Here is a 21,226-nt window from a genome sequence, read left to right on the forward strand (position 1 = left end):
ATGTGCCGCTGGTCAACAAAAGCGCGCCCTTACGCCCATCTCGCAGATTTCGGAGCAGACGGTTTCGACTTGCCATGATCAACCAGGAGGAGATTCAAGTCCAAACGAGGTTTCACTGTTCGCGCTCTAGGCGAAAACGCCATACGGTGCATCGATCTCGACGCGATGGTCGCGTTCTATCGCGATGTCCTCGTGCTCGAACCGCTCAATGATCCGGACAACGGCCGTATCGCATTTCTTCGCATCGCCGAGTGCATTGGTGGCCATACAGCAGTTCTGGCTCAGTTTCGTAACGACATCGAAGACGCAGCCAAGACACGGAGTTGTCCGCCGGCATGTTCGTTCACGACCCACAGCTTCTATGGAAGCGGTCGGCGATGACGAGAGAGGAGAACACTCATGGGTGAACCGCGTTATCGCCGAGCAACCGCAGCGGACCTAGGGGAGATCGTCGCGATGCTGGCCGATGGCGTGCTTGGTGCGTCGCGGGAAAGCGCTTCGCCAGCCGTAGACGATTGCTACCGGGCTGCATTTGCGGAGATTTCTGCCGACCCGAACCAATTTCTTTGTGTGGTAGAGGATGAGCAGCAGATTGTCAGGGTTTTGAACCGACCCATATCGGACACAAACTGATGAATTAAGGAAGGGTAGCTAACCACCCTTTCGCCGGGGCACTCGCAATTGCGGCGAGCATGGCGCCTCTTTGGCGAACGTCCGGTCCGGCGGACCGCAGCGCTGCATAAAGCTGGTCGCACGAACGGAAACTATCGACCATTTGTATCGACCGGCACCAACGGAGGTTAGCTGCGTATTCAAAAAACCCCACCCGTGTGCGGTGCCGCGACAGGCAGCTTTGTTCAACCTCTCAGACACGCCACCCCACGGTGGTTGTCTCTGCAACAGCCAGTAAACTGGCACGATCTGCTCCATCACGGACAAGAACGGACATGCCCTGCGTCACGGCGACCGGGGCGCTGACGAGATCGGCTCGCGCGCGATCTTCAATGCGCATCCACGCCTCCCGCTCACGCGTATTCCCCTTAAAAACGCTCTGGTCGCCTCGTCACACCCAAGACAGTAACCTCGCGCCTCGAGCACTCGGGGACTTGCTCCGGGTCGTTGTCACAAACCGAGAGAAACGCGGCAGGCATGGCCGTCCTCCCGGATTAGGCCAGTGAGCGATTATGCTGAATTAATTCGGCCGCATTATCGGGGTGATGTATGCGTTTTCCAGCTTCGATTTCCTTCGCCATCTCGACGACCTTCCGATTCATTGGTGCGAACTTTCCCTTTGCTTCGAGGCAATCGACCACATAACCGTTGACCTCGTCCACCTCAGCCCGGCGCCCCTTTCGCCAGTCCTGCAAGGAGGTCGTCAGCGTGTCATCGCGAGAAAAAGTGCGCAGCACTTCGTCAAAAATCTCGTCGACATAGCGTTCGGGATGGTTGCTCATGACAGGTGGCATGCCAATGATCGGCATGATCGTTGCACCATCGGCCAGCGCGGCCTCCATCGCCTCGTATCCGGCCTTGCGCATGACTTCCAGAAACTCTGGGTCACGAACGGAGTCCCGCATTGCCGTGTCGATGATTGCCGAGGGGATCAGCTCTGCGGCGTTCACCACCAGTTTCATCCACTTTGCCGAACGGATGTCGTCCATAACTTCCACTGTCCCCGAACGACGTAGAATATCGGCGACGCCTTCCACGTGTGCCTGCTGGTACGGATCCAGCGCCCCCAACGCAAACCAGCTTTCGTCGTGATCGTTCTGGCGTGTGGTGATCCCCGGTTCCCACATGTTCGAGGCGATCTGGATGACCGCACCTATGGTCCGGTTCACCCCCACGATATCGGCGATGTCCTCGTGCGTCATGCCGTTTTGCAGCCCAACGACAAAGCCGTCTTTGGCGAGGACCGGCTTGATCATTTCGGCAGCCCAGCGTGTGTCATAGGCCTTGACCACCAGGAATACCAGGTCAAAGGGGTCGCGGATCTCGGCGATGTCACAAAGGTGCAGCGCCTTGACCGGCGTGTGCAGGGTTCGGGTCGGCAGGTTCACGGTCAGGCCGTTGGCACGCATCGCCTCAACATGGGCAGGCCACTGGTCGATGAATGTCACGTCCAGCCCGGCCAGTGCGAAGTCAGCCGCCACCGAGGCGCCCTGCGCCCCTGTTCCGATGAAGGCGATGCGGGGGAACGAAGAGGATGTCACTTGGCAGCTTCCTTGCAAAGAGTCAGGCCGACTGGTGCAGCACGAAATCGTAGTGGGACTGCCACTTCGTCTCGCCATTCAGAACGGGTTCAAACTTGGCGACAAGCGAGCGCTTAACGCCAAAAACCGCATCCGAAGTCAGATAGGGGTCTCCCTCGACGAAGGTATGCGTTGTGACCGGGTCGAAACCGTCAGCGCTGACGATGAAATGCATATGGGCGGGTCTGTACGGATGCCGCCCAAGATGCCCCAGCATCTGGCCAACCGGCCCGTCATCGGGAATCGGATACGAAACCGGCTTGATCCCGTTGAACCAGTATTTGCCATCCGGTCCGGTGGTGAACACGCCTCGGTTGTTGTGGCGGGGCTGAATGTCGGGTTGTTGCACGTCGTAAAAACCGTCCTCGCTGTCGCTCCAGACGTCGATACGCGCACCCTCGACCGGGTTTCCGTCAAGATCAGAGACCGTTCCATAGAAGCGACATGTTTCCTGTCCACCCACCTTGGTGATGTTCGTGCCCATCGGATATTCCGGCACGCCATCGACATGGAACGGGCCAAGCACCGTGTTTTCGGTCGCTCCCGTAGGACGCCGGGTGTTGATCGCGTCGACCAGCATGGAAACGCCCAAAACGTCAGACAGCAGTATGAATTCCTGACGGTTCTCATCGCAAATCTGCCCGGTCCGTGTGAGGAAATCGATGGCGGTGCCCCATTCATCCTGGGTCAGCTCCACGTCCTTTACAAAGGCATGCAAGTGCTGGACGAGACGTTCCATCACGGTTTTCAACCGGGCGTCGGCATCGTCCGAGATGCGAGCGTTGACGGTGTCGACCGACGCATCTTCAGTGAAATAGGCAGTTTCTGGCTGTGCGTTCATGGTGTCCATCCGTTTCACGTCGCAATAGGCCGGTGCCCAGCATGGGCACGGGTCAACAAATTCAGAATTCCATCGCGGGTCACCTCACGAGGGTTTCTGTACGGGTTTTGCACTGCCATTTCGGCGGCCACAGCAAGATCCTTTGGCGTCAAACCAAGATCGCGCAATGACAGTGGCGCTCCGATCGAGCGTGCAAAATCATGCAGACCGCCCCCGAGATCACCCCCGAACAGTTCAATCGCGCCGCTTAGTTGCTGCGAGGCTGCCGGCGCATTGTAAGCAGCGGTATGCGGCAACAGGATCGCGTGGGTTTCCGCGTGCGGCGTGTCAAAAGCACCGCCCAATGTGTGACACAGCTTGTGGTGCAACGACATGGCGACCGAGCCCAACACAATACCGCACAGCCACGAACCATATAGCGCAGAGGAACGCGCGTCCGCATTGTCCGGGTCTTCGACGATGCGCGGTAATGCGGACTTCAGCGCGCGCAGCCCCTCAACCGCCATCAAAGACGTGACGGGGTTCGCATCAGGCGCATAGAGACCTTCGACTGCGTGGGCCATGGCGTTCAGGCCGCTCGTCACGCTCATTGCCACCGGCAACCCCAACGTCAAGTCCGGGTCGTAGATCACCGTTTCGGGGCGGATCCGCGCGTCGCGAACGGTGGACTTTTTTCCGTTCTCGGTCTGACCGAGGATATCCGTCACCTCCGAGCCGGCATAGGTGGTGGCTACCACGATCTGGGGAGCATCGTTGCGCCATGCAATCGCCTTGCCCAACCCGATGGTCGATCCACCGCCGACAGCCACGACACAGTCTGCATCAGCGGCGGTGTATGCCGCCATGGCTTTTTCCGTCACCCCAACGGGCGTGTGCATCGCCGCCTCTGTGAAGGTTCCGACGGCCAGGTTGCCAAGACGTTCGGCCAGCATTTCTGCGTCGGGTTTCTGGAACGGAGTCGACAGGACCAGGGCACGACTACACCCCAGAGCTGCTATTTCCTCCGCGACCTTGGCCAGCGTACCGCTGCCAAAGATGACGCGGCAGGGGCTGGCATTATAGATGAATATGTCCGGCATGATTTATCCCTTCGCCTCCGACTGTTCGGGACGCTCCTGGTGGGTTTCGCAGGCCACGAGATCACTCCTCGCGGCGCCGCCGTGCAGTCGTGTAGATCAGCGCGGCCACGAGGATCAGCGATCCCTGAAACCCGTATTGATAGCTTTGCGACAGCCCAAGGAATGATACGGCATTCAGCACTTCAGTCAGCAGCACAGCACCCAGAACCGACCCGATGAATGTTCCGCGCCCGCCCAACAGGCTGGTGCCGCCCAACACGACCGCCGTGATGCTTCCCAAGGTATAGTTCACACCCTGAGCCGGATCGCCCACGCCGATCTGCGCCATCAGCATGACCGCACCAAGGGCGGTCAGAAGTGACACGGCGACATAGCCGAGCAAGAACGTCCGGTCGGTCGGCACCCCGATACGCCGCGCCGATTCCTCGTGCGAACCGACAGCCCGCAACTGCCAGCCGGGGCGCTTGTGGCGCAGACCGAGTTCCAGCGCAATGGCGAGGCCGATCATGACGACAAACGCGACAGGGATAGGACCAAGGCGCCAGGTCAGCGTGTCGATCACGTCAAACGAGATATATCCGCCCGGCCCGTCGCGCAGCACAAAGCTCATTCCTTGCAAGCCGATGAACATGGCAAGAGTCGCGGCAATCGGAGTAAAATTGGCAAAGCGGATCAGGACTCCGTTGATCAACCCGACGACAATCGCGGCACCGAACATCAGTGCAAATCCCAACGCCATGGTCGCGGCTGTATTGCCGTCGTTGATGAAGAACGATCCGATCACCACGCAGAACCCGGCCAACGGCCCGACGGACAAGTCGATCCCCCCCATCAACAGCGCAATCGTCTGCCCCAGAGCAATGAAGCCAAGGGCCGTGGCAAGAATCAGGATGTTCGAGACATTGAAGGCTGACAGGTAGTTTTCGTTCTGCCCGCTGACAAAAAGCGCCAGCAGGACGGCAACCAACGCCAAAGGTAAGATCGTCGCATTGTCCGTTTGTACGAAATGGCGCAGCTTCGCCCCGAGGCCATCCTGCGCCCGCTTTGCATCGTCAACGTGATGGGCATGTGTATCAGCTTCTACAGCGGCACCCACAATGCGTGCTTCTGTGATGTTTTTTCCGCGCAGTGTTTCGACAACCCGACCTCGCGACATAACGAGCACGATGTCGCAGAGCCCTTCAAGTTCTGCGGCGTCGGAAGAGTTCACGATGACCGGTGTGCCGGCATCCGACACCTCGCGCAGGATGCGATAGATCTCGAAACGGGCACCAACGTCCACGCCTTGCGTGGGTTGATCCGCAATGATGTAGCCCGGCTCTGACAGAAGTGCGCGCGACATGACGATCTTTTGCTGGTTGCCACCGGAAAGCGATGACACCTTGGCCTCCAGCCCGGATGCCTTGACTGCAAGCGAAGCAAACACCTCGCGCACTTTGGACAACTCGCGGCCGCGATCCAGAACGCCGCCTGCGGCGTACTTGTCGAGCGACGAGAGAGTGGCATTTTCGCGGATTGTCAGATCGGCGGCCAACCCTTCTGAGTGCCGGTCGGAGGGCAGGAAGGCAGCCTTGTCCTTCAACTCTTTCGCCGAAAGCAGCTTGCCCTTCAGGTGGATCTCGCCAGCGCAGGGCTGTAATCCCACCAAGGCGCGCATCAGTTCCGCTTGGCCGTTTCCTTCGACCCCGGCGACACCAATGATCTGTCCTCGACCGACGCTAAACGAGATGTCGGTGAATTTGCGGCCGCTCAACCCACTGACTTCAAAATTGACTTGTGGATTGGTCGTTTCGCACTTTGGCGGAAAGGCCGACGCCAGCGTGCGCCCCACGATCAGGTCGAGCAGTTGTGCGTTGGTAATCTGGTCGGCCGGAGCACTGCCGCGATGGCGTCCGTCGCGCAGGACGGTAACGCGGTCTGCGATCTGGCGCAGCTCCGCAAGGCGGTGCGTGATGTAGATGACGGCAGTGCCACCCGCCTTGAGTGTCCGAACCTTGGCGAACAGCATGTCCGTGGCATCCTGATCCAGGGATGCCGTCGGCTCATCAAGGATCAGAACACGCGGATTGACCGCAAGTGCCTTTGCCAGTTCGAGAAGGTGTTTCTGGGCGATGGTCAGCGTGTCAACGCGGGCATTCAGCTGAACGTTCAGTCCGACCTCTTCCAAAAGCCGACTGCCTATGTGGTCCTTACGGCCCCCTGCGAAGACCGAGGCAGGCAAGGAAACCTGCAGATTCTCGAGCACGCTCATGTCGGGCAAAATGGCCGGATGTTGGTAGGAAATCGCGATTCCCAGTGCCGAAGTACTTTCCGGCGATAACGGCATCACATTGCGACCGTCAAACTCGATGCTTCCTGCACTGGGCTGAAGAACTCCGGTGATGAGGTTCATCAAGGTCGACTTTCCCGCGCCGTTCTCGCCCAGGATCGCGTGTACCTCGCCCGCGTGGATATCGACGCTGACATCGGTCAGCGCACGGACTGCACCGAAGGATTTGGACACGCCGCTCAGGCGAACTACGGGGGTAGCCAGAGCAGTGTCGCGTATTTCCTTGGCCGTCTCAGCCGGTGCAACCTCAGCCAATGGTATCATCCGTTTGTTTTCCGCAGGTCAGGGGTTTCAGTTCAGCATGCCCCGGGCGACACGCGCCGCCCGGAGCAAACAGGGCTACTGGCCCACAGCCTTTGCCTGATCGTCGCCCGAAAGCTGGGACGACAAGTAGATCGCACCCGGCAGATCGGCACGGCACTGAACCGGGCTGGGATTGCCATCCGTGGAATCCTCGAAGTTCGGAGCTTCGAAGATTTCGGCTTCTGGCGGGGTGCCGCCTGTGGCTTCGGCGATCGCCCATTGCACGGCCAAACGCACGTTGTCGTTGCCGGTCGCAACGGTGAACAACTTGAAGTCCGGGTTGTCGGCCTGGTTTTCCTCCCAGAAGCAGCCCAGAGAGTTGCCGTCAGAAGTGGCCAGCGCCGGGATAGACCGATCAAAATTGCCGAAGACCGGAAGCGCACCCACCAGAGAGGGTCCGAAATCCGACACGATCACGTCGATGTCGTCATGCTGCGCGATGGCGGCGGACAGAACTTGCTGGGTCAGCGATGGATCCCAGTTGGTGACGGCGAAGGGATCGGGGTTGAGGAAAACATAGCTGTCATCCAGAATGTTTTTCATACCCTTCAGTTCGTCCAGTCCCTGGCTGTTTCCGGCCGGACCGGACAGGAACAGGATGTTGGCGCCGTCCGGGAAGTTTTCCTTGATCCAGGTGCCCCAGCTTTCGCCGTCAAAGACGAAATCGGCTCCGACGAAACGGGTGTAGTTCTTGCCGGCTTCGCCACCGACATTCACGCGATACGGCACGACAACCGCACCCGAACGATACGCGTTGGTCAGCGCGGGCAAGACTGCCGGGCCAGCATCGCCAAAGACGACCATCGCATTCACACCGCGTGCCGCCATAGAGTTGATGTCAGAGATCGCCTTTTGCGTGTCGCCCTGTCCGTCGGCATAGTAATAATCCGTGATGCTGGGGCACTTTTCCGCCTCCTGCTTGCCCGACGCGGTGGTGACGAGGCGCCAGCTGTTGCCGCCAAAGCCGTCGAGCAACGCCAGGGTCGCCTCGTTCGGGCCACACCAGGACGGGGTGTCCTGCGCAATGGCCGAGCTGGCAGACAATGCGAGCCCCAGACCCAGGGTTGCAACGGCGCTGTGCGCCTTCAATTTAGATAGTCTCATGGTTTTCCTCCTCCTTGGAACGTTGTCTTGGTGTCTTGAAACGGCTCGTCCAATCGATCGAGTAGACCCCGATGCCGAAGACGAGAGCGAGCGCCTGCACGATTGTCTGCGCCGAGTAGGGCACACCGATCGACAGGGCGAATTGGCTGAGTTGATTGAGAAAGAAGGCCGCGATAACGACCGAGATCGGAAAACCGCGACCGCCGAGAAGCGACGTTCCCGCCAGAACCACCACGGCAACCGAGGGCAGCAAAAGGCTGTTGCCCTGAAAGGCGGTGGGCTCGCGGGTGATCCCCGCGATCAGAATGCCCGCCGTGCAATACAGCAGTTGGGCAAGGACATAGGCAGCCGCCTGATACCGCTTGACGCCAAGACCCGCTGCGCGGGCTGCCTTCGGGTTTGCACCGATCGCCTCGAAACGCCGCCCGGCGACTGTTTTTTTCAGAACGAAAGACACGATTGCCAGAAACCCGAGGGCAAAGAAGACCGAATGCGGGATGCCAAAGGTCTGCCCTCCCGCAATACCTGCCAGCAGTTTGGTCGTGATCCGCGGAACGCCCCCCGAGATGGCAAACACGGCGGAGTACAGCAGCGCATTCATCCCGATGGTCGCCACGATGGCGTTCAACCGAAAGTAGGCGACCATGAGTCCGTTCAGCACCCCTGCGGCCAACGCAAAGCCCACTGCGACCAGAACCGCCTGGAACAGCGCGGCGTCGTTGCCATTGGGTATGTGGGTGGCGATCACGACCGCCAACGAAACCGATCCCGGCACCGACAGGTCGAACCCGCCCTGTTGCACCACCAGCATCTGACCCAGTCCGACAATGGCGAGCACCGCCGCGAACGGCAGGCTGCCCATCAGCGACCCAGCCGACACCGCCGACGGCGCAAAGACAACGCAAAGCAGAAGCAATGCCAGCGTCGAAAGCACGATGGTCACGAACCCCTTGGCCAAGTTCACCGAAGCAAAGCCAGTAGCGCCGCCGAAGCTTTTTGGGGTGGTGTCGGCCATGTCGGGAAACCCTTTCGTTTCGCCTTGTCTCAGCAGATTTCGAGCGTGACTTTCACTGCCTTGTCGGGCGATTTGCCCAGGTCGAGCGCGGTCAGTGCGTCGTCGATGCCGTAGGTGTGAGTCTGGATCGGAGAGAGGTCGAACCCGGTTCTTTCAAGGAACCGGATCGCCGCCGGCCAGACACCGGGCGAGCCGATGCAGCCGCGCACGTTCAGGTTCTTGATCTGGATCTTTCCCAGCTCAACCGGGAATTTCTGGCCGATACTGATGCCGACCATCGACACGTTGCCATCGTCACGCGCGTAGTCGAACACATTGGCAAGCGAGGACGGATGCCCGGCACATTCAACCACCAGGTCGGCGCCGCCTGCGGTCATTTCCTGCACCGCCTCGATCGGATCGCCGTCGGTCGGGTCGACGGTGCCGTCGGCCCCAAGCTTCATCGCGATCTCGCGGCGCAGCGGCACCGGATCGACCACGATCACCCGCGCACCCATGCCGATGGCTGCGGCTGCTGAAACCAGACCGATCGTCCCGCCGCCGGAAATCACAACTGTGTCGGCCGCGCACACGCCACCATGCCGAAGCACCGCATAATAGCCGCATGTAAACGGTTCGATCAGCGCACCCTTTGCATCATCGACCGCGTCTGGCAGCTTGTGCAGCCATTCGGGGCGCGCGGCAAAGAACTCACGATCCGCACCGTCCATGGAAAAACCGAAATGGTGGATGCGCTCAGGCGTATTGATCACGCATTCGCCCACGACCCTGTCACCGGGATTGAACCCGCTGACATTCTTGCCAACCTCGACGACCTCGCCCACCCATTCGTGGCCGGGCGTGACGGGGTAAGAAATCGGGATGATGTATTGTCCCGCCAGCAGTTCATAATCCGAATGGCAGATACCGACGCGGCGCGACTGGATCAGGATCTCGTTTTCTGTGATGCCGGGCGTCTGCACCTGAGTGACCACAGGCTTGTTTGGTTCATCGAAAATCAGCGCTTTCATCTCAAGCTCCTCTTACCGCTATGGTGGGTTCCGCCACTTTCTGGATTTGGCCACTGCGTGAAGAGGCGAAGACCGCCTCGAGCAGAGCGATATTGTCGACCAGCTGCTGTCCAGTAACCGGATATGTCTCTTGTCCGCGTACGGCCCGGGCAAAGGTCACGAGGTTGTCCTTGACCGGCTCGGCCTTGCCAATTTCCACGGTCTCTATCGATGCGCCCGCCATGGCCGAAGTGACGACCCAGCCATCCGGTGCCTCGACATGCGCCTTGTCGCGAATGTCGATCCAACCCTTTGAGCCATAGACCGTAAAGCGCGACATGAACGGATTTGCCAACGAAGCCGAGACATAAGAGGTGCCTCCCCCCGCGAATTTCACATACGCCGCCACGGTATCGCCCTGTGGCAGGTCCGAGGATAGCTGCTCGCAGATGCACAGCACGCTTTCTGCTCTGCCCAACAGACGCACAGACAGGTCCAGCAGGTGGATACCGGTTGCGGTCATGCCGCCTGCCGGTGCCTCGGTCGCTTTGACGCGCCAGTTGTCGCGATCAAGGCTGACAAATTTGTCATGGCTGAAATTCGCTTCGATCTGGTGGATGCGGCCAAGATCGCCCGCATCGGCGCGCGCCAGCATGTCAGCAACGGGTGGTTCCCACCTGCGTTCGTGGCCCATGCCGAGGACCAGCCCGGCATTGGCGCAGAGCGCAACCGACCGGGCGGCCTCATCCGCCGTCAAAGCAAGTGGCTTTTCGCAGAAGATATGCTTGCCTGCTGCGACCGCCTGTTCGATCTGCCCTGTGTGCAGGGAATGCGGCGTCGCCAGAACGACGGCTTCAACCTCGGGATCGTTCAAAGCGTCTGTATAGTCCGCAGTGAGCGTCACGCCGCGCTGTTCACAAAGATCCCGCACTGCATCCGTGTTCGGCTCGACCGCACGAACGACGGAAATGTCCTCGGGTGCGGCGCTCAGGACGGCCAGCATTTTCTGACCCCACCAGCCCATGCCCACGAGGGCGATTTTCACCGGCCCGGACATCAGCGGTTATCCACGCGTTTGGAAAACGGACGGATGGATACCGTTTTCCAGAGGTCAACCTTGGCGAATGGATCGTTACGATTGAATTCCTCGACCTCCGCCAGGTTGTCCGCTTCGATTACAAAACAGCTGCCGATCATGGTTTCCTCGTCATCTGCCAGCAGTGGACCAGAGATGACCGTCTTGACCGGTGCAGAGGTCAGGTAGGCCTTGTGTGCCTCGTAATTCGCCAAACGCTTTTCGACGGCGCCTTCGTGGTCGAGGCAATGGATCACATAATGCATCATGTCCTCCTCAGGCTGCCGGGATGATTTTGCGCGCGCGCAGTTCGTCGAACACGTCGGTAAAGCTGTCTCGTGTGCTCTGGTAAGCGTCGAAGCCCAGTTTGCGGCTGTTGGTCATGTCCGTGAAGCATTCCAGTTCCCGCCCAAGGTCGGCGTCGCTGTGCCACCACGAAGCCAGGGTCTTGATTGGGATGTCCTGCAATCCGTATTTGACGATCATTTCCTGCCAAATCGCAGGGGCGTCGGCCATCTGATCTTCCAGCGGCGTCGGGTGGCCGGGATACTCTGCCACTTCCAACCCAAAATACTCGGCGATCTGCGCCCAGAGCCAGGTCCAACGGAAGACGTCGCCATTGGCCGTGTTGAAAGGCGTATTTGCCGCTTCGGGCGTCGTCGCCGCCCAGAAGAACTGCTTTGCCAGCAGCCGCGCATCGGTCACATCGGTCACGGCGTTGTACTGCTGCGGAGAGCCGGGATAGAGGAAGGGCTTGCCGGTGTGCTTGCAGATCGACGCATAGACCGCCAGCGTCACCGCCATGTTCATGTAGTTGCCGACTGTAAAGCCGATCATCGTGTGCGGGCGGTGCACCGACCAGTTGAAGCCGTATTTCTCGGCCATTTCGAAAAGCACGTCTTCCTGAGCATAGTAGAAATTCGGCCCCGGCAGGCGCGGACTCGATTCCAGGAACGGTGTATACGGCGTCACCTTGGCGTAATCGTCGAAGGATCCGAGATAGTGCTTGAGCCCCGTTACCAACGCCGCGTGCTTGACCGGCGCTTCGGCAATGCCCTCGAACAGGTTGCGTGCCATCAGACCGTTGACGCGCACGTTCTCTTCTTCGTTCGCCTGGCGCGACCAGGTGCAATAAAAGACGTGGGTGACGTCGTGAGCCGCTTTCAGCGCGACACGGCTCGAGTCCGCATCAGTTAGATCGGCCGCGATGTGACGGTCGGACCAGTCGAGATCGACGTTGCTCCGCGAGACGGTCACAACCGTCCAACCGTGGTTCTTCAATTCGCGCGCCGTATAGCTTCCCGACAGGCCGGTGGCCCCGACGATCAGCGCAATATTCTTGTCTGCCATGCGTCCATTCTTCCGTAGTTTTATCTTTTCAGGTGGTGACGAGGATCTTGAGCTGTTCGCCCGCAGGATCGAGCAAAGCGTCGAAGCCCTTTTCGACCACGTCCTCGGCCGCGATGCGTGAAGTGATGACCTTCTCGATCGGGAAGGTGCCCGACGCGACCATTCGAGCGATGCGCGGCCAGATCTGGGTCGGGTAGCACCAGGTCGCCTCGACCGTGATGTCCTTGAGCGCCCAGAGCATCGCGTCGATGCTGGCCGGTTTCATGTGCAGGCCGACCTGCACCACCTTGCCCTGTCGGCGGACAGACTCTGCGCAGGCGTTCAGCGACGCCTCCAGCCCGACACATTCGAGCGCGACATCGACACCGACACCCTCTTCCGTCAAATCCCCGACCATCGTCGCCAGATCCGCACCGCGCGGGTCCACGACATGCGCGTAGGGCGCGATTTCCGCAATTATCCGGCGACGGTTTGGGTTCGGTTCGGACACGATGATCGTGCTCGCGCCGGCTGCGCGGGCCGAGAGGACCGTCAACGCGCCGATGGGTCCCGCCCCTGACACAAGAACGGTCGAGCCAGCCTCGACTCCGCCACGATCCACACCGTAAAGCGCCACTGCCGCCGGTTCGATCATTGCCGCCTGTTCATCGGTGATGCCTTCGGGCACTGGCTGGGCGTTGTATTCCTTGATCACCGCCTTCTCGCCCATGCCGCCCCAGGCCCAGCTGAGACCAACACAACCGAGCTGCGGAGACAGGTGATAGAGACCGCGCTTGCCGTAGTAATCGTTGCGCGGCGCCACAAGCGGCTGGACTGAAATGCGATCGCCTGCCGCGACGTCGCTGACGTCGTGGCCCACTGCCAGCACCTTGGCCGAGAATTCGTGGCCCAGAATTTGGGGATTGGTCGCTCCAGTGTAGACGTGCGGCTCGGACGGGGTCACGATCGGACCGGCGATATATTCGTGCAAGTCGGTTCCGCAGATTCCGGTGACGATGGGTGCGATCAGTACATCGTCCGGCGCAAGCGTGCCCGACGGCTCTTCTACATCCTCAACCCGGATGTCCTTTGCTCCGTGAAAACGAACGGCTTTCAATTTGATATCCTTCCTTCCAAAACTCGGGATGCTCATGTCGGCGGCGAGGCTGCCGAATCCAAGATCACCACTTTGGCTCGAAACTTGTCTATCAATCCGTTTCGGCGGATGTTCCACGAAAATATCCGATGCGGAGAAATTGCTTCTCAGACATTCGGTGCGACAATCTAGTGTAGAACCGTGATGCACACGGAGTACTGAAGATGAGTCAAACAGTGACTGTTTCCCAGAACAGCACGGACGCGGCACAGGTCGTGGGCTGGATCGGCGCGGGCAAAATGGGCGGACCGATGGCGGCAAATCTTGTTGACAAGAACGTCGGCGTCATTGTCTCGGAGCCTGACGCGACCAACCGCAGCAAGATATCTGCTCTCGGCGCAAGAGCCGTCGAATCCTTGGCCGGACTTTCTGAGGCCAGGATTGTCTTTTCCACGCTTCCCAACGATCAGGCGCTTTTGGACGTTGTGGGCGTCGGCACCGACGGTGGACTCGCCACCGCGCTTTCAGCGGGCGCAATTCTTGTCGAGATGAGCACCGTCTCACCCGAATGTTCAGAGCAGGTGGCCAAACATCTCACAGGGTTCGGGATTCGCTATGTCAGAGCGCCTTTGTCCGGCAGTACGGATATGGCAAAGAACGCGACTTTGACCGTTCTGGCTTCGGGCGACCGCACAGGCTGGGAAGAAGCACTTCCTCTCATTCAAAAGCTGTCGGCGCGGCAATTCTTCCTTGGGGAAGGCGAAGAGGCGCGCTACATGAAACTGGTCTTGAACACCTTGGTCGGTGCTTCCTCGGCGGTTCTGTCGGAAGCTCTGGCTATCGGCTCAAGCGGCGGACTGAACCGCACAGACATGATGGATGTCATCTGTGAAAGCGCGGCTGCATCGCCACTGTTCAAATACAAAAAGCAGGCGGTCGTGAATGATGATTACGCCCCGGCTTTCACGGTTGCTCAAATGATCAAAGACTTTACGTTGATCAGCGAAGCGGCGCGTCGGAACAGCGTACCGTTGATGACAACCGGACTGATCCTTGAATTATACCGAAGCGCATCGAATTCGGGTTTGCAGGACGAAGATTTCTTCGCATTGGTGAAATGGCAAGAAAATTTGTCGACACGATAGAAACGCAGGCGCAGGGATCCGACGCCGTGCATTCTCAGGTTCCCAGTCTCACGAGCCACGAATTGTCGCGGATCGTCGATTTTCTGCGCCGGCTCCGTGCGCCCTTCGATGCGAACATGCCAGGGGCCAAGCCTGACGTATATCTGAACATCACGCTCGAGCTGGTCGATGCGCATCTCCGCGTGACCCCGATCGACAAGTCGGGCCTCATCAGTTCTGCCGATGTGCCCTACAGCACGGGCAACCGGATGATCGCCAAGATGATCGAAGACGGGTTGATCAGTCAGGTTCCCCGCGGCAACGGTCTCAAGACGCACTTTCTGGAACCATCAGAAGCCTTGTTGAACGCATTCATGGCGTATGCCAGCCATGTCAAGGGACACATGGCAAAGACCTTTGGCCTTCGCAAAGGCACCGAGACCAGTGAATATTATTTTGGCGGAAGTTACTTTGCATCCCAGATCATCTCGCCGGTTCGAGGCGAGGATATTTCAGCGTTGAACCTGGGCGATATCAAGTTCCTGCTGAACGACGACAACTATTTTGTTGCAATGCGGAACATGTGGTCAGATTTCCGCAATGATTTCGGCAAGCGCAGCAGCTTTGAGCTACAGCGGCTTCCCGATCTTTACGAAAATACCCGGCGTACACTGTCCGAGGTGGCGCCGCGCTATGACGTTGTAGCGATGAACATGCCATGGCTGGGTGAATTCGCTGAACGGGGCGAACTGGCCCCGCTGGACAACCTCCTGGCCGACGCGGCGATCAATCCCTTGGACTTTCATCCCTCTGTCTGGGGCACAGGTAACTGGAAGGGCACGCAATACGGCATCCCGCTGTATTGCACGATCGAAATTCTTGCAGCACGCAAGGACCTGTTCGAAGCGCGCAGCATTCCCTTTCCAAAGACGTTCGATGAAACCATTGCCGCGGCGCACGATTTCCACGACCCGGAAAAAGAATTCTACGGCATCGCCTGGAACGGCCAGCGCGGTATGCCAATCGCAAATTCCTTCATGTTCTTCCTCGCAGCCTGCCGGACGACCGTCATCGACATGCCGCTGCGCAATCAGGAAAGCTGGAGCTTCGACACGTTCGAAAAGCTGAAACTTCAAATCGACACCGAGGATGCGCTCGAAGTGGTCGAATACATGAAGCAATTGGTTGAGGTCTCGCCGCCAGACATCGCCACGATTGATTGGGACCGGCGCATCCATTATTTCATGTCCGGTCAGACAGCGATGGCCTATTGCTGGACAATGCGCGCCGCACGTTTCGAGCATGAGCTTAGTTCGCGCGTGGCACGTCGCGTTGCATATCTTCCACCGCCGTCACGCAGAATGCGCCGCGTTTCCGCACCGGTCGGAGGCTTCCTGCTGACCATCCCTGCCTACGTCGAACCGGCGCAGCAAAAACAAATCATCTCCGCCATCGCTTGGATGGTCTCGCCAGAAGCGATGAAAGAGCACGTCAAGAACGGCTTCCCGGTTGCACCACGCTTTTCGGTTTGCGCGGATCCCGAGGCGCTCGCCTCATCGCCGATCGTCAGCATGGTCGACCGAATGGCGCGCAAGAACGAGCTGGTCACCTGGGCACGCCCCCCGGTACCGGAATTCAACCTGATCGAGCGAACCCTAGGCGAAGAAATTCACGAGATTGTCTTCAATGGAAAATCGCCGCAACGTGGACTTAAGGACGCCGAAAACCGGATACTGAGCGTCGTTCGAAACGAGATGCGTTGAAGAAAAACGGTACGTCGATCTGCGCAGTCGACACTTGGTGGTCGCGCGTGACACAATCGGCGAAGTCCAGCCCGAACCGGATTTCCAGTTGGGAATGGCTTCCCGGTTGGCGACGCGGAAACAATTGGTCAATTGTCACATACGCGCTTCGGAGACGTGCCAGGCCGAGAAATGCCGTCGCAGGCGACCGATGAGCGTGTAGAGAACAAGGCCCACCATGGCCAGTACGACGATCACCGCGAAGAGTTCGGGCACGGCGAGGTTCTGCAGATGCGCCACGGCAAGGTAACCGAGCCCTTCGTTGCCACCGATGAATTCGCCAACGATGGCGCCGATCATCGCCAGGACCACGGCCACCTCTGTGCCGGTCAGAATCACCGGCAAGGCGGACGGCACATCCAGCATGTAGAACCTCTGCAACGGATTGGCCTGAAGAATGGTGAACACGTCCTTGTCGCCAGGCTCGACGGACTTGAAGGCCTGCAACGCGTTGGAGAAGACAGGAAAGAAGGCCAGTGCCGCAGCGATGACAATCTTGGATTCCAGCCCGAATCCGAACCAAAGGATGAAGAGTGGTGCAAGCGCGATTTTCGGAATGAGTTGCAGCAGCACGATGAACGGCTTGGCTGCCCACTCGAACGGAGGTACGCGCGCCATGACAAAGCCGAGTGTGACTCCGAGGAAGACCGCGATCAGAAAGCCTGAAACGGCCTCTGTTACGGTGACAAGCGTGTGATCCCATAGTTCGCGTGTCTGCACCATGTCGATGAGTGCCATGAGAATTGCCTCGGGTGGAGGCAGCACGAAGGACGATACCTGGGCAGTCCGGACATAGAGGGACCAGCCTGCCAGGAAAAGGCATACCGATACGACCGGCAGGGCAATTCTCAACATACGTTCGGGCATCATTCCCCCTCGCTCAGCGTGCGACGCAGCTGGCCGACCATTGACTGGAAATCCATGGATTGCTGCAAGTCGAGATTGCGCGGTCGCATGAACGGAATCTCGACCGTCGCCGTGATCCGTGCCGGGCGGGGTGCCAGCACGACGACACGGTCGGACAGGAACGCCGCCTCGGATATCGAATGCGTGACGAGGATCGTTGTCACGTTTGCGCCGGCGCAGACCTCCATCAGTTCCAAGTTCAGTGTGTCACGCGTCATCGCATCGAGCGCACCGAAGGGTTCATCAAGCAGCAGGAGCTGCGGATCAGTCACCAGGGCCCGCGCCAGCGACGCGCGCTGTTTCATGCCGCCCGAGAGCGCGCCCGGCCTGTGATGTAGAAACTCGCCAAGGCCCACCGTTTCGCAGATATCACGCGCGCGTTCGGTCCGTTCCGTCCGCCCCAATCCGGCGATCCTCAGCGGCAAAGCGACGTTTTCGACAACGGAGAACCATGGAAAAAGTCGGGCTTCCTGGAACATCATCGACACTGGCCGCGTCGCAGATGTTGAGCGGCCCGCAGCAGTCCAGACCGGCGCGCCGCGAATCTCGACGGTGCCTCTGGTCGGAGGTTCCAATCCGGCAACAATCCGCAGAAGTGTCGTTTTTCCGCAGCCCGACGGCCCAAGAAGAGACACGAAGGCACCCCGTTCCAACGCGAGGTCCGCATCCTGTATCGCGGTAACGGCCGAGGGGCCGTCACCAAATATCTTGGTCAGACCAGAAACCCTGATTTCCATGGGTTCCTGTCGCGCATCGAATGCCATCAACTCATCGCTCGCTCAAGCGGTTCGTTGGTATACAGCGTGGTCGCGTCCGGTGCGCTCTCGATCATGCCGGCCGAACTCAGCAGCGACACGGCATTGTCCCAGACTTCGGGAATGTTGCGCAGCAAGTTTTCTTCGCCCTTGGCGATCCAGTTCTGAGCGTTGGTCGCAAGGTCGATCTTGGCGATCTCCATGTCGTCCAGGCCGTTGACGCTGTGCTTTGCACCTATGGCCTCCAGGATCGGTTCCAGTTCGGTGCTGCGCGCGATTTCCAGCGCCGAGCGATGCGTTGCGCGCAGGAAGGCGCTGTATTTCTCGGTATTGGCCTCCACGTCTTCGGGGCGCGCAACGTAGACCTGACCGGGCATACTGTCATCCATCGGCACGGCAACAACCGTGTCACGCGCCGCCCGCGCCTTGATCATCGACGAGGTGTTGCCGATGAACGCACCCGCGCGCCCGGCTTCGATCAGCGCGAAGGACGCGGCGGTATCGGCGACCTTGACTTTCTCGACCTTGTCGGGCGACGCACCGCCGCTCAGCATGAGCAGATCAAGCGTGCCTTCCATTGAGCCGCCAAGGGACGCCATGCCCACCGTCCGGCCCTCGAGATCGGAAACCGCGTTCACGGGATTTTCGCTCGACGAGATCAGGAAGAACGGCGACAGCTGAGCAATGGTCGCAATGGAGACAAGCGGTGCGCCGTTATTGACGCGCGCCTGAATGTAGTTGGTGCCGCCCGTGCGACCGGAATCCATCTGGTCGGCGAGGACCATCTGTGCGGCCATGGCAGCACCTTTGCCGGCCTGGATTTCCATGTCCAGCCCCTCATCGGCGTAGTAGCCTGCGGCATCGCCATAGAGCACAGAGGCAAACGACAGCGAAAAGCTGAAGGGCGTGATGAAACGGAAAGTCGTGTCCTGGGCGAAGGCCGGGCCGCCTGCTGACAGGCAGGCAAAGCCGGCGGCTGACGATCCGAGAAACGTGCGGCGGCTGAACGGGATACGGGTCATGGTTCTGGTCCTCTGCTGTTGGAGCAGCCCTTTTTTGTCGGCTGCTTTCTGTTTTCCGGACACGATAATGATGCCCCCAAGGCTCACAATTAGCCGTTTTCCAGGTAAAACGCGGGGCGTCGGATCATCCATTTTTCTTGACAATGCACGAGTTCGTTTTTGCTGGCGGACCATTTTATTCACGTTAAGACCATGACTGCATCGGTGGTCGAACACACGTCAGCGCCCGACACGCCACGGCTTGGCCGTGTCATGGATTTGGCCACAAACAAGGAAACAAGCTGTCGACGTGAAACGACAAAACGCGCCGGGCGCTCCCGACGCGTTTTGCCATGTCATGTGACGGCGACCCTTATGCCGCTTGGTATTTCACATCGTCCTTGTCTGACGAGCCGATCACATGCCAGACCGTTGCGGCCTCGACACCGTCGTTGCGGATCCAGTGCCGGCGCCCAGCCGGCGTCTTGACCAAGTCCCGTGGGCCAAGCTCGACTTCCACTGTTTCGCCATTTTCTTCCCAACCCATCTTCAGGCTGCCTTCAAGCACCAGAAAGGCGTCTTCGACAGCGCGGACGAACGGCTTCAGACCGCACCGTGACGGGATACCCCACATTTCCTTGCGGCAGGTGTCATGCGTGAGACCACCTTCACCGACATAGACTTTCCGGGTGAACCCCGCTTCTTCCCAGATCGTGGGCTGTTCGGAGTAGCGGATCACATAGTTCCGCATCAGCTGTTGCAGTGGGTGATCTCCGTTCGGGTCGTATTTGATGGTCTCGCCCGGCTTTGCCCCAAAGCGGCGGGCAAGCTCGGTGTCGTGCTCCTTTGGGTGGTAGTGATAGACCGGCGGCAAGGGCTTGCCGACATCGACCGAAATCGACATCAGCACCGGCTCGACCCCGTCAACACGAAACCCGTGTCCGATTTCGCGGGCGTTTAGGATCATGTCCCTGGGTCCGAGGTTGATTTCGCAAACTTCTCCGTCCTTTTCCCACCCCACGACCAGGGTGCCATCAATGATCAGAAAGCTTTCTTCGATCTCATGGCTGTGGCAAGCAGCAAAGCGTCCCGGCTCCTTGTAGATCAGCGACACTGTGAAATTGTCGGCCTTGAGCGTGGACGTGTCCCCGACCTTGGGTGAACCACCTGCCCCGACATAGCGCATCTGTGCGCGTGCAAGCTCGGGATAGCCCGAATTTGACGGGAAGGCGTCCCAATCAAAGGCCTTGTCAGTAAATCGGCCCGTATGAGCCGCGAGTTCCGCCGCGAGCGGCGATGCTTTCGTGTACATGTTCATGGTTGTCTCCCTTGGTCGATCCTGTTCGATCCGGGTATAGGCAAAGCGAAAAACAGGGCCTATGCTGCGTTTCATGGATAAAACGCTATCAGAAGCTGACCGCTACCTTGTCCCGGGCCTCATGCGCGGGCTTGCAGTGCTGGAGGTCTTCAAACCTGACAAAAGGGAGATGTCGCTGAGCGACATTGCGCGCGCTTTGGGACTGTCGCGGTCGGCGGCCTTCCGAAGTGTGTATACACTCGCGCATCTGGGCTTCCTGCTGCATGATTCACGCCGGCAGACCTATTCGCTTGGCCCGGCGGTGTTGCGACTTGGCCATGGCTACATGGTGGCGCGGGAGCTTGTGCAGATCGCACTTCCGGAGCTCGAGAAACTGCGGGACGAAACCGACTGGTCGGCACATCTGGGCGTACGGGACGGACGCAATGTGTTGTACCTGTTGCGTGTACCAAGCCGCCACGGGATGGGAAGCATCGTGCATGTCGGCAGCCGTTTGCCAGCCGCCGCCACGACCATGGGGCGGGTACTGCTCACCGATCTGGACGAAGCGACGCTTGTTGCCCTTTACCGTGACGAGCATTACGAGCATATCCCCGCCGACGCGCCCCGCAACACGGCAGATCTGCTAAGGCAATGGCGCGCCGATAAAGAGCGTGAAGTGGTCGTGCATCTGGGCAGCTTCGAGCGTGGTATGGCTTCAGTAGCCGCACCTGTGCGCGAGTTGTCCGGCGATGTTGTGGCCGCGGTCAGCGCGACACGGGCCTTTGGGCGTCCCAGCCGCCCCGACGACAGGGTCATTCAGGCCGTACAGACCTGTGCAACCGACATTTCAAAGCTGCTTGGCAGGTTTTGACTGCCAGGCGCCTATCCAGCCCTGTCCGGAAACGATCATATGGCTTCCTGCGGGG

At 59.4% G+C, this 21,226-nt stretch carries 21 protein-coding genes; 4 read left to right on the forward strand and 17 right to left on the reverse strand.

Annotated elements, in window-relative coordinates; genetic code table 11:
* Positions 1–126: 126 nt before the first annotated feature.
* The gene (locus tag ACTIEN_RS09895) at positions 127–267 is read right to left on the reverse strand and encodes a hypothetical protein (protein ID WP_439522969.1); all 141 of its coding nucleotides are present in this window, start codon (positions 265–267) and stop codon (positions 127–129) included.
* A gap of 132 nt (positions 268–399) precedes the next feature.
* On the opposite strand from ACTIEN_RS09895, the gene ACTIEN_RS09900 reads away from it, so the two are divergent.
* Positions 400–633, forward strand: a complete 234-nt coding sequence (locus tag ACTIEN_RS09900) for a hypothetical protein (RefSeq protein WP_439522970.1) — start codon at positions 400–402, stop codon at positions 631–633.
* 232 nt (positions 634–865) lie between these two features.
* Here the strand turns inward: ACTIEN_RS09900 and ACTIEN_RS09905 are convergent, their stop codons facing one another.
* The 12 genes from ACTIEN_RS09905 to ACTIEN_RS09960 form a co-directional block, all read right to left on the reverse strand.
* A complete protein-coding gene (locus ACTIEN_RS09905) occupies positions 866–1,012 on the reverse strand; it encodes a hypothetical protein (RefSeq protein WP_439522971.1) in 147 nt (48 codons plus the stop codon).
* A 154-nt stretch (positions 1,013–1,166) separates the two neighbouring features.
* Positions 1,167–2,213, reverse strand: coding sequence for a ketopantoate reductase family protein (locus ACTIEN_RS09910; RefSeq protein ID WP_439522972.1), 1,047 nt, complete (start codon positions 2,211–2,213; stop codon positions 1,167–1,169).
* 22 nt (positions 2,214–2,235) lie between these two features.
* The gene (locus tag ACTIEN_RS09915; protein ID WP_439522973.1) at positions 2,236–3,093 is read right to left on the reverse strand and encodes an intradiol ring-cleavage dioxygenase; all 858 of its coding nucleotides are present in this window, start codon (positions 3,091–3,093) and stop codon (positions 2,236–2,238) included.
* 14 nt (positions 3,094–3,107) lie between these two features.
* The gene (locus ACTIEN_RS09920) at positions 3,108–4,172 is read right to left on the reverse strand and encodes a maleylacetate reductase (RefSeq protein WP_439522974.1); all 1,065 of its coding nucleotides are present in this window, start codon (positions 4,170–4,172) and stop codon (positions 3,108–3,110) included.
* A 61-nt stretch (positions 4,173–4,233) separates the two neighbouring features.
* Positions 4,234–6,765: an ATP-binding cassette domain-containing protein gene (locus tag ACTIEN_RS09925; RefSeq protein WP_439522975.1), complete on the reverse strand. Its 2,532-nt coding sequence runs from the start codon at positions 6,763–6,765 to the stop codon at positions 4,234–4,236.
* A gap of 75 nt (positions 6,766–6,840) precedes the next feature.
* On the reverse strand, positions 6,841–7,908 hold the full coding sequence (locus tag ACTIEN_RS09930) for a substrate-binding domain-containing protein (RefSeq protein ID WP_439522976.1): 1,068 nt from the start codon (positions 7,906–7,908) through the stop codon (positions 6,841–6,843).
* Positions 7,895–8,923 (reverse strand): ABC transporter permease, encoded by a 1,029-nt coding sequence (locus ACTIEN_RS09935; RefSeq protein WP_439522977.1) that lies wholly within the window; start codon positions 8,921–8,923, stop codon positions 7,895–7,897. Before ACTIEN_RS09935 ends, ACTIEN_RS09930 begins: the two co-directional genes overlap by 14 nt.
* A 29-nt stretch (positions 8,924–8,952) precedes the next feature.
* Positions 8,953–9,933 carry a zinc-dependent alcohol dehydrogenase gene (locus tag ACTIEN_RS09940; protein ID WP_439522978.1) on the reverse strand — a complete coding sequence of 327 codons (981 nt, stop codon included), beginning with the start codon at positions 9,931–9,933 and terminating at the stop codon, positions 8,953–8,955.
* Position 9,934: 1 nt separating this feature from the next.
* Positions 9,935–10,969: a Gfo/Idh/MocA family protein gene (locus ACTIEN_RS09945; RefSeq protein WP_439522979.1), complete on the reverse strand. Its 1,035-nt coding sequence runs from the start codon at positions 10,967–10,969 to the stop codon at positions 9,935–9,937.
* Positions 10,969–11,253, reverse strand: coding sequence for a YciI family protein (locus ACTIEN_RS09950; protein ID WP_439522980.1), 285 nt, complete (start codon positions 11,251–11,253; stop codon positions 10,969–10,971). The genes ACTIEN_RS09945 and ACTIEN_RS09950 overlap by 1 nt, the downstream gene beginning before the upstream one ends.
* Positions 11,254–11,263: 10 nt before the next feature.
* A complete protein-coding gene (locus ACTIEN_RS09955; protein WP_439522981.1) occupies positions 11,264–12,337 on the reverse strand; it encodes an SDR family oxidoreductase in 1,074 nt (357 codons plus the stop codon).
* A 28-nt stretch (positions 12,338–12,365) separates the two neighbouring features.
* Positions 12,366–13,433, reverse strand: a complete 1,068-nt coding sequence (locus tag ACTIEN_RS09960; RefSeq protein ID WP_439522982.1) for a 2,3-butanediol dehydrogenase — start codon at positions 13,431–13,433, stop codon at positions 12,366–12,368.
* A 203-nt stretch (positions 13,434–13,636) separates the two neighbouring features.
* Here ACTIEN_RS09960 and ACTIEN_RS09965 point away from each other — a divergent pair, with 203 nt between their 5' ends.
* Both ACTIEN_RS09965 and ACTIEN_RS09970 read left to right on the forward strand, forming a co-directional pair.
* Complete coding sequence (locus ACTIEN_RS09965; protein ID WP_439522983.1) at positions 13,637–14,557, forward strand: NAD(P)-dependent oxidoreductase; 921 nt, start codon at positions 13,637–13,639, stop codon at positions 14,555–14,557.
* Entirely contained in the window at positions 14,530–16,299 is a 1,770-nt protein-coding gene (locus ACTIEN_RS09970; protein ID WP_439522984.1) for an extracellular solute-binding protein, read from the forward strand. Before ACTIEN_RS09965 ends, ACTIEN_RS09970 begins: the two co-directional genes overlap by 28 nt.
* Positions 16,300–16,434: 135 nt before the next feature.
* On the opposite strand, the gene ACTIEN_RS09975 is transcribed toward ACTIEN_RS09970, so the two are convergent.
* The 4 genes from ACTIEN_RS09975 to ACTIEN_RS09990 all read right to left on the reverse strand — a co-directional run bounded on the left by ACTIEN_RS09975 (position 16,435) and on the right by ACTIEN_RS09990 (position 20,318).
* A complete protein-coding gene (locus ACTIEN_RS09975) occupies positions 16,435–17,076 on the reverse strand; it encodes an ABC transporter permease (RefSeq protein WP_439522985.1) in 642 nt (213 codons plus the stop codon).
* Positions 17,077–17,204: 128 nt separating this feature from the next.
* Positions 17,205–17,981: an ABC transporter ATP-binding protein gene (locus tag ACTIEN_RS09980; RefSeq protein ID WP_439522986.1), complete on the reverse strand. Its 777-nt coding sequence runs from the start codon at positions 17,979–17,981 to the stop codon at positions 17,205–17,207.
* Between the two features lie 26 nt (positions 17,982–18,007).
* Entirely contained in the window at positions 18,008–19,021 is a 1,014-nt protein-coding gene (locus ACTIEN_RS09985; protein WP_439522987.1) for an ABC transporter substrate-binding protein, read from the reverse strand.
* 352 nt (positions 19,022–19,373) lie between these two features.
* Positions 19,374–20,318 (reverse strand): hypothetical protein, encoded by a 945-nt coding sequence (locus ACTIEN_RS09990; protein WP_439522988.1) that lies wholly within the window; start codon positions 20,316–20,318, stop codon positions 19,374–19,376.
* Positions 20,319–20,391: 73 nt separating this feature from the next.
* Here ACTIEN_RS09990 and ACTIEN_RS09995 point away from each other — a divergent pair, with 73 nt between their 5' ends.
* Positions 20,392–21,171, forward strand: a complete 780-nt coding sequence (locus ACTIEN_RS09995) for an IclR family transcriptional regulator (protein ID WP_439522989.1) — start codon at positions 20,392–20,394, stop codon at positions 21,169–21,171.
* Positions 21,172–21,226 lie beyond the last annotated feature (55 nt).

It is taken from the genome of Marivita sp. (assembly GCF_051859345.1).
Lineage (GTDB): Bacteria > Pseudomonadota > Alphaproteobacteria > Rhodobacterales > Rhodobacteraceae > Marivita.

Excerpts from the sequence above, each read along its gene's own strand:
- ACTIEN_RS09895 (WP_439522969.1), bottom strand. The coding sequence starts at position 267 with ATGGCCACCAATGCACTCGGCGATGCGAAGAAATGCGATACGGCCGTT.
- ACTIEN_RS09900 (WP_439522970.1), top strand. The coding sequence starts at position 400 with ATGGGTGAACCGCGTTATCGCCGAGCAACCGCAGCGGACCTAGGGGAG.
- ACTIEN_RS09905 (WP_439522971.1), bottom strand. The coding sequence starts at position 1,012 with ATGCGCATTGAAGATCGCGCGCGAGCCGATCTCGTCAGCGCCCCGGTC.
- ACTIEN_RS09915 (WP_439522973.1), bottom strand. The coding sequence starts at position 3,093 with ATGAACGCACAGCCAGAAACTGCCTATTTCACTGAAGATGCGTCGGTC.
- ACTIEN_RS09920 (WP_439522974.1), bottom strand. The coding sequence starts at position 4,172 with ATGCCGGACATATTCATCTATAATGCCAGCCCCTGCCGCGTCATCTTT.
- ACTIEN_RS09925 (WP_439522975.1), bottom strand. The coding sequence starts at position 6,765 with ATGATACCATTGGCTGAGGTTGCACCGGCTGAGACGGCCAAGGAAATA.
- ACTIEN_RS09930 (WP_439522976.1), bottom strand. The coding sequence starts at position 7,908 with ATGAGACTATCTAAATTGAAGGCGCACAGCGCCGTTGCAACCCTGGGT.
- ACTIEN_RS09935 (WP_439522977.1), bottom strand. The coding sequence starts at position 8,923 with ATGGCCGACACCACCCCAAAAAGCTTCGGCGGCGCTACTGGCTTTGCT.
- ACTIEN_RS09940 (WP_439522978.1), bottom strand. The coding sequence starts at position 9,933 with ATGAAAGCGCTGATTTTCGATGAACCAAACAAGCCTGTGGTCACTCAG.
- ACTIEN_RS09945 (WP_439522979.1), bottom strand. The coding sequence starts at position 10,969 with ATGTCCGGGCCGGTGAAAATCGCCCTCGTGGGCATGGGCTGGTGGGGT.
- ACTIEN_RS09950 (WP_439522980.1), bottom strand. The coding sequence starts at position 11,253 with ATGCATTATGTGATCCATTGCCTCGACCACGAAGGCGCCGTCGAAAAG.
- ACTIEN_RS09955 (WP_439522981.1), bottom strand. The coding sequence starts at position 12,337 with ATGGCAGACAAGAATATTGCGCTGATCGTCGGGGCCACCGGCCTGTCG.
- ACTIEN_RS09965 (WP_439522983.1), top strand. The coding sequence starts at position 13,637 with ATGAGTCAAACAGTGACTGTTTCCCAGAACAGCACGGACGCGGCACAG.
- ACTIEN_RS09970 (WP_439522984.1), top strand. The coding sequence starts at position 14,530 with ATGGCAAGAAAATTTGTCGACACGATAGAAACGCAGGCGCAGGGATCC.
- ACTIEN_RS09975 (WP_439522985.1), bottom strand. The coding sequence starts at position 17,076 with ATGGCACTCATCGACATGGTGCAGACACGCGAACTATGGGATCACACG.
- ACTIEN_RS09980 (WP_439522986.1), bottom strand. The coding sequence starts at position 17,981 with ATGGAAATCAGGGTTTCTGGTCTGACCAAGATATTTGGTGACGGCCCC.
- ACTIEN_RS09985 (WP_439522987.1), bottom strand. The coding sequence starts at position 19,021 with ATGACCCGTATCCCGTTCAGCCGCCGCACGTTTCTCGGATCGTCAGCC.
- ACTIEN_RS09990 (WP_439522988.1), bottom strand. The coding sequence starts at position 20,318 with ATGAACATGTACACGAAAGCATCGCCGCTCGCGGCGGAACTCGCGGCT.
- ACTIEN_RS09995 (WP_439522989.1), top strand. The coding sequence starts at position 20,392 with ATGGATAAAACGCTATCAGAAGCTGACCGCTACCTTGTCCCGGGCCTC.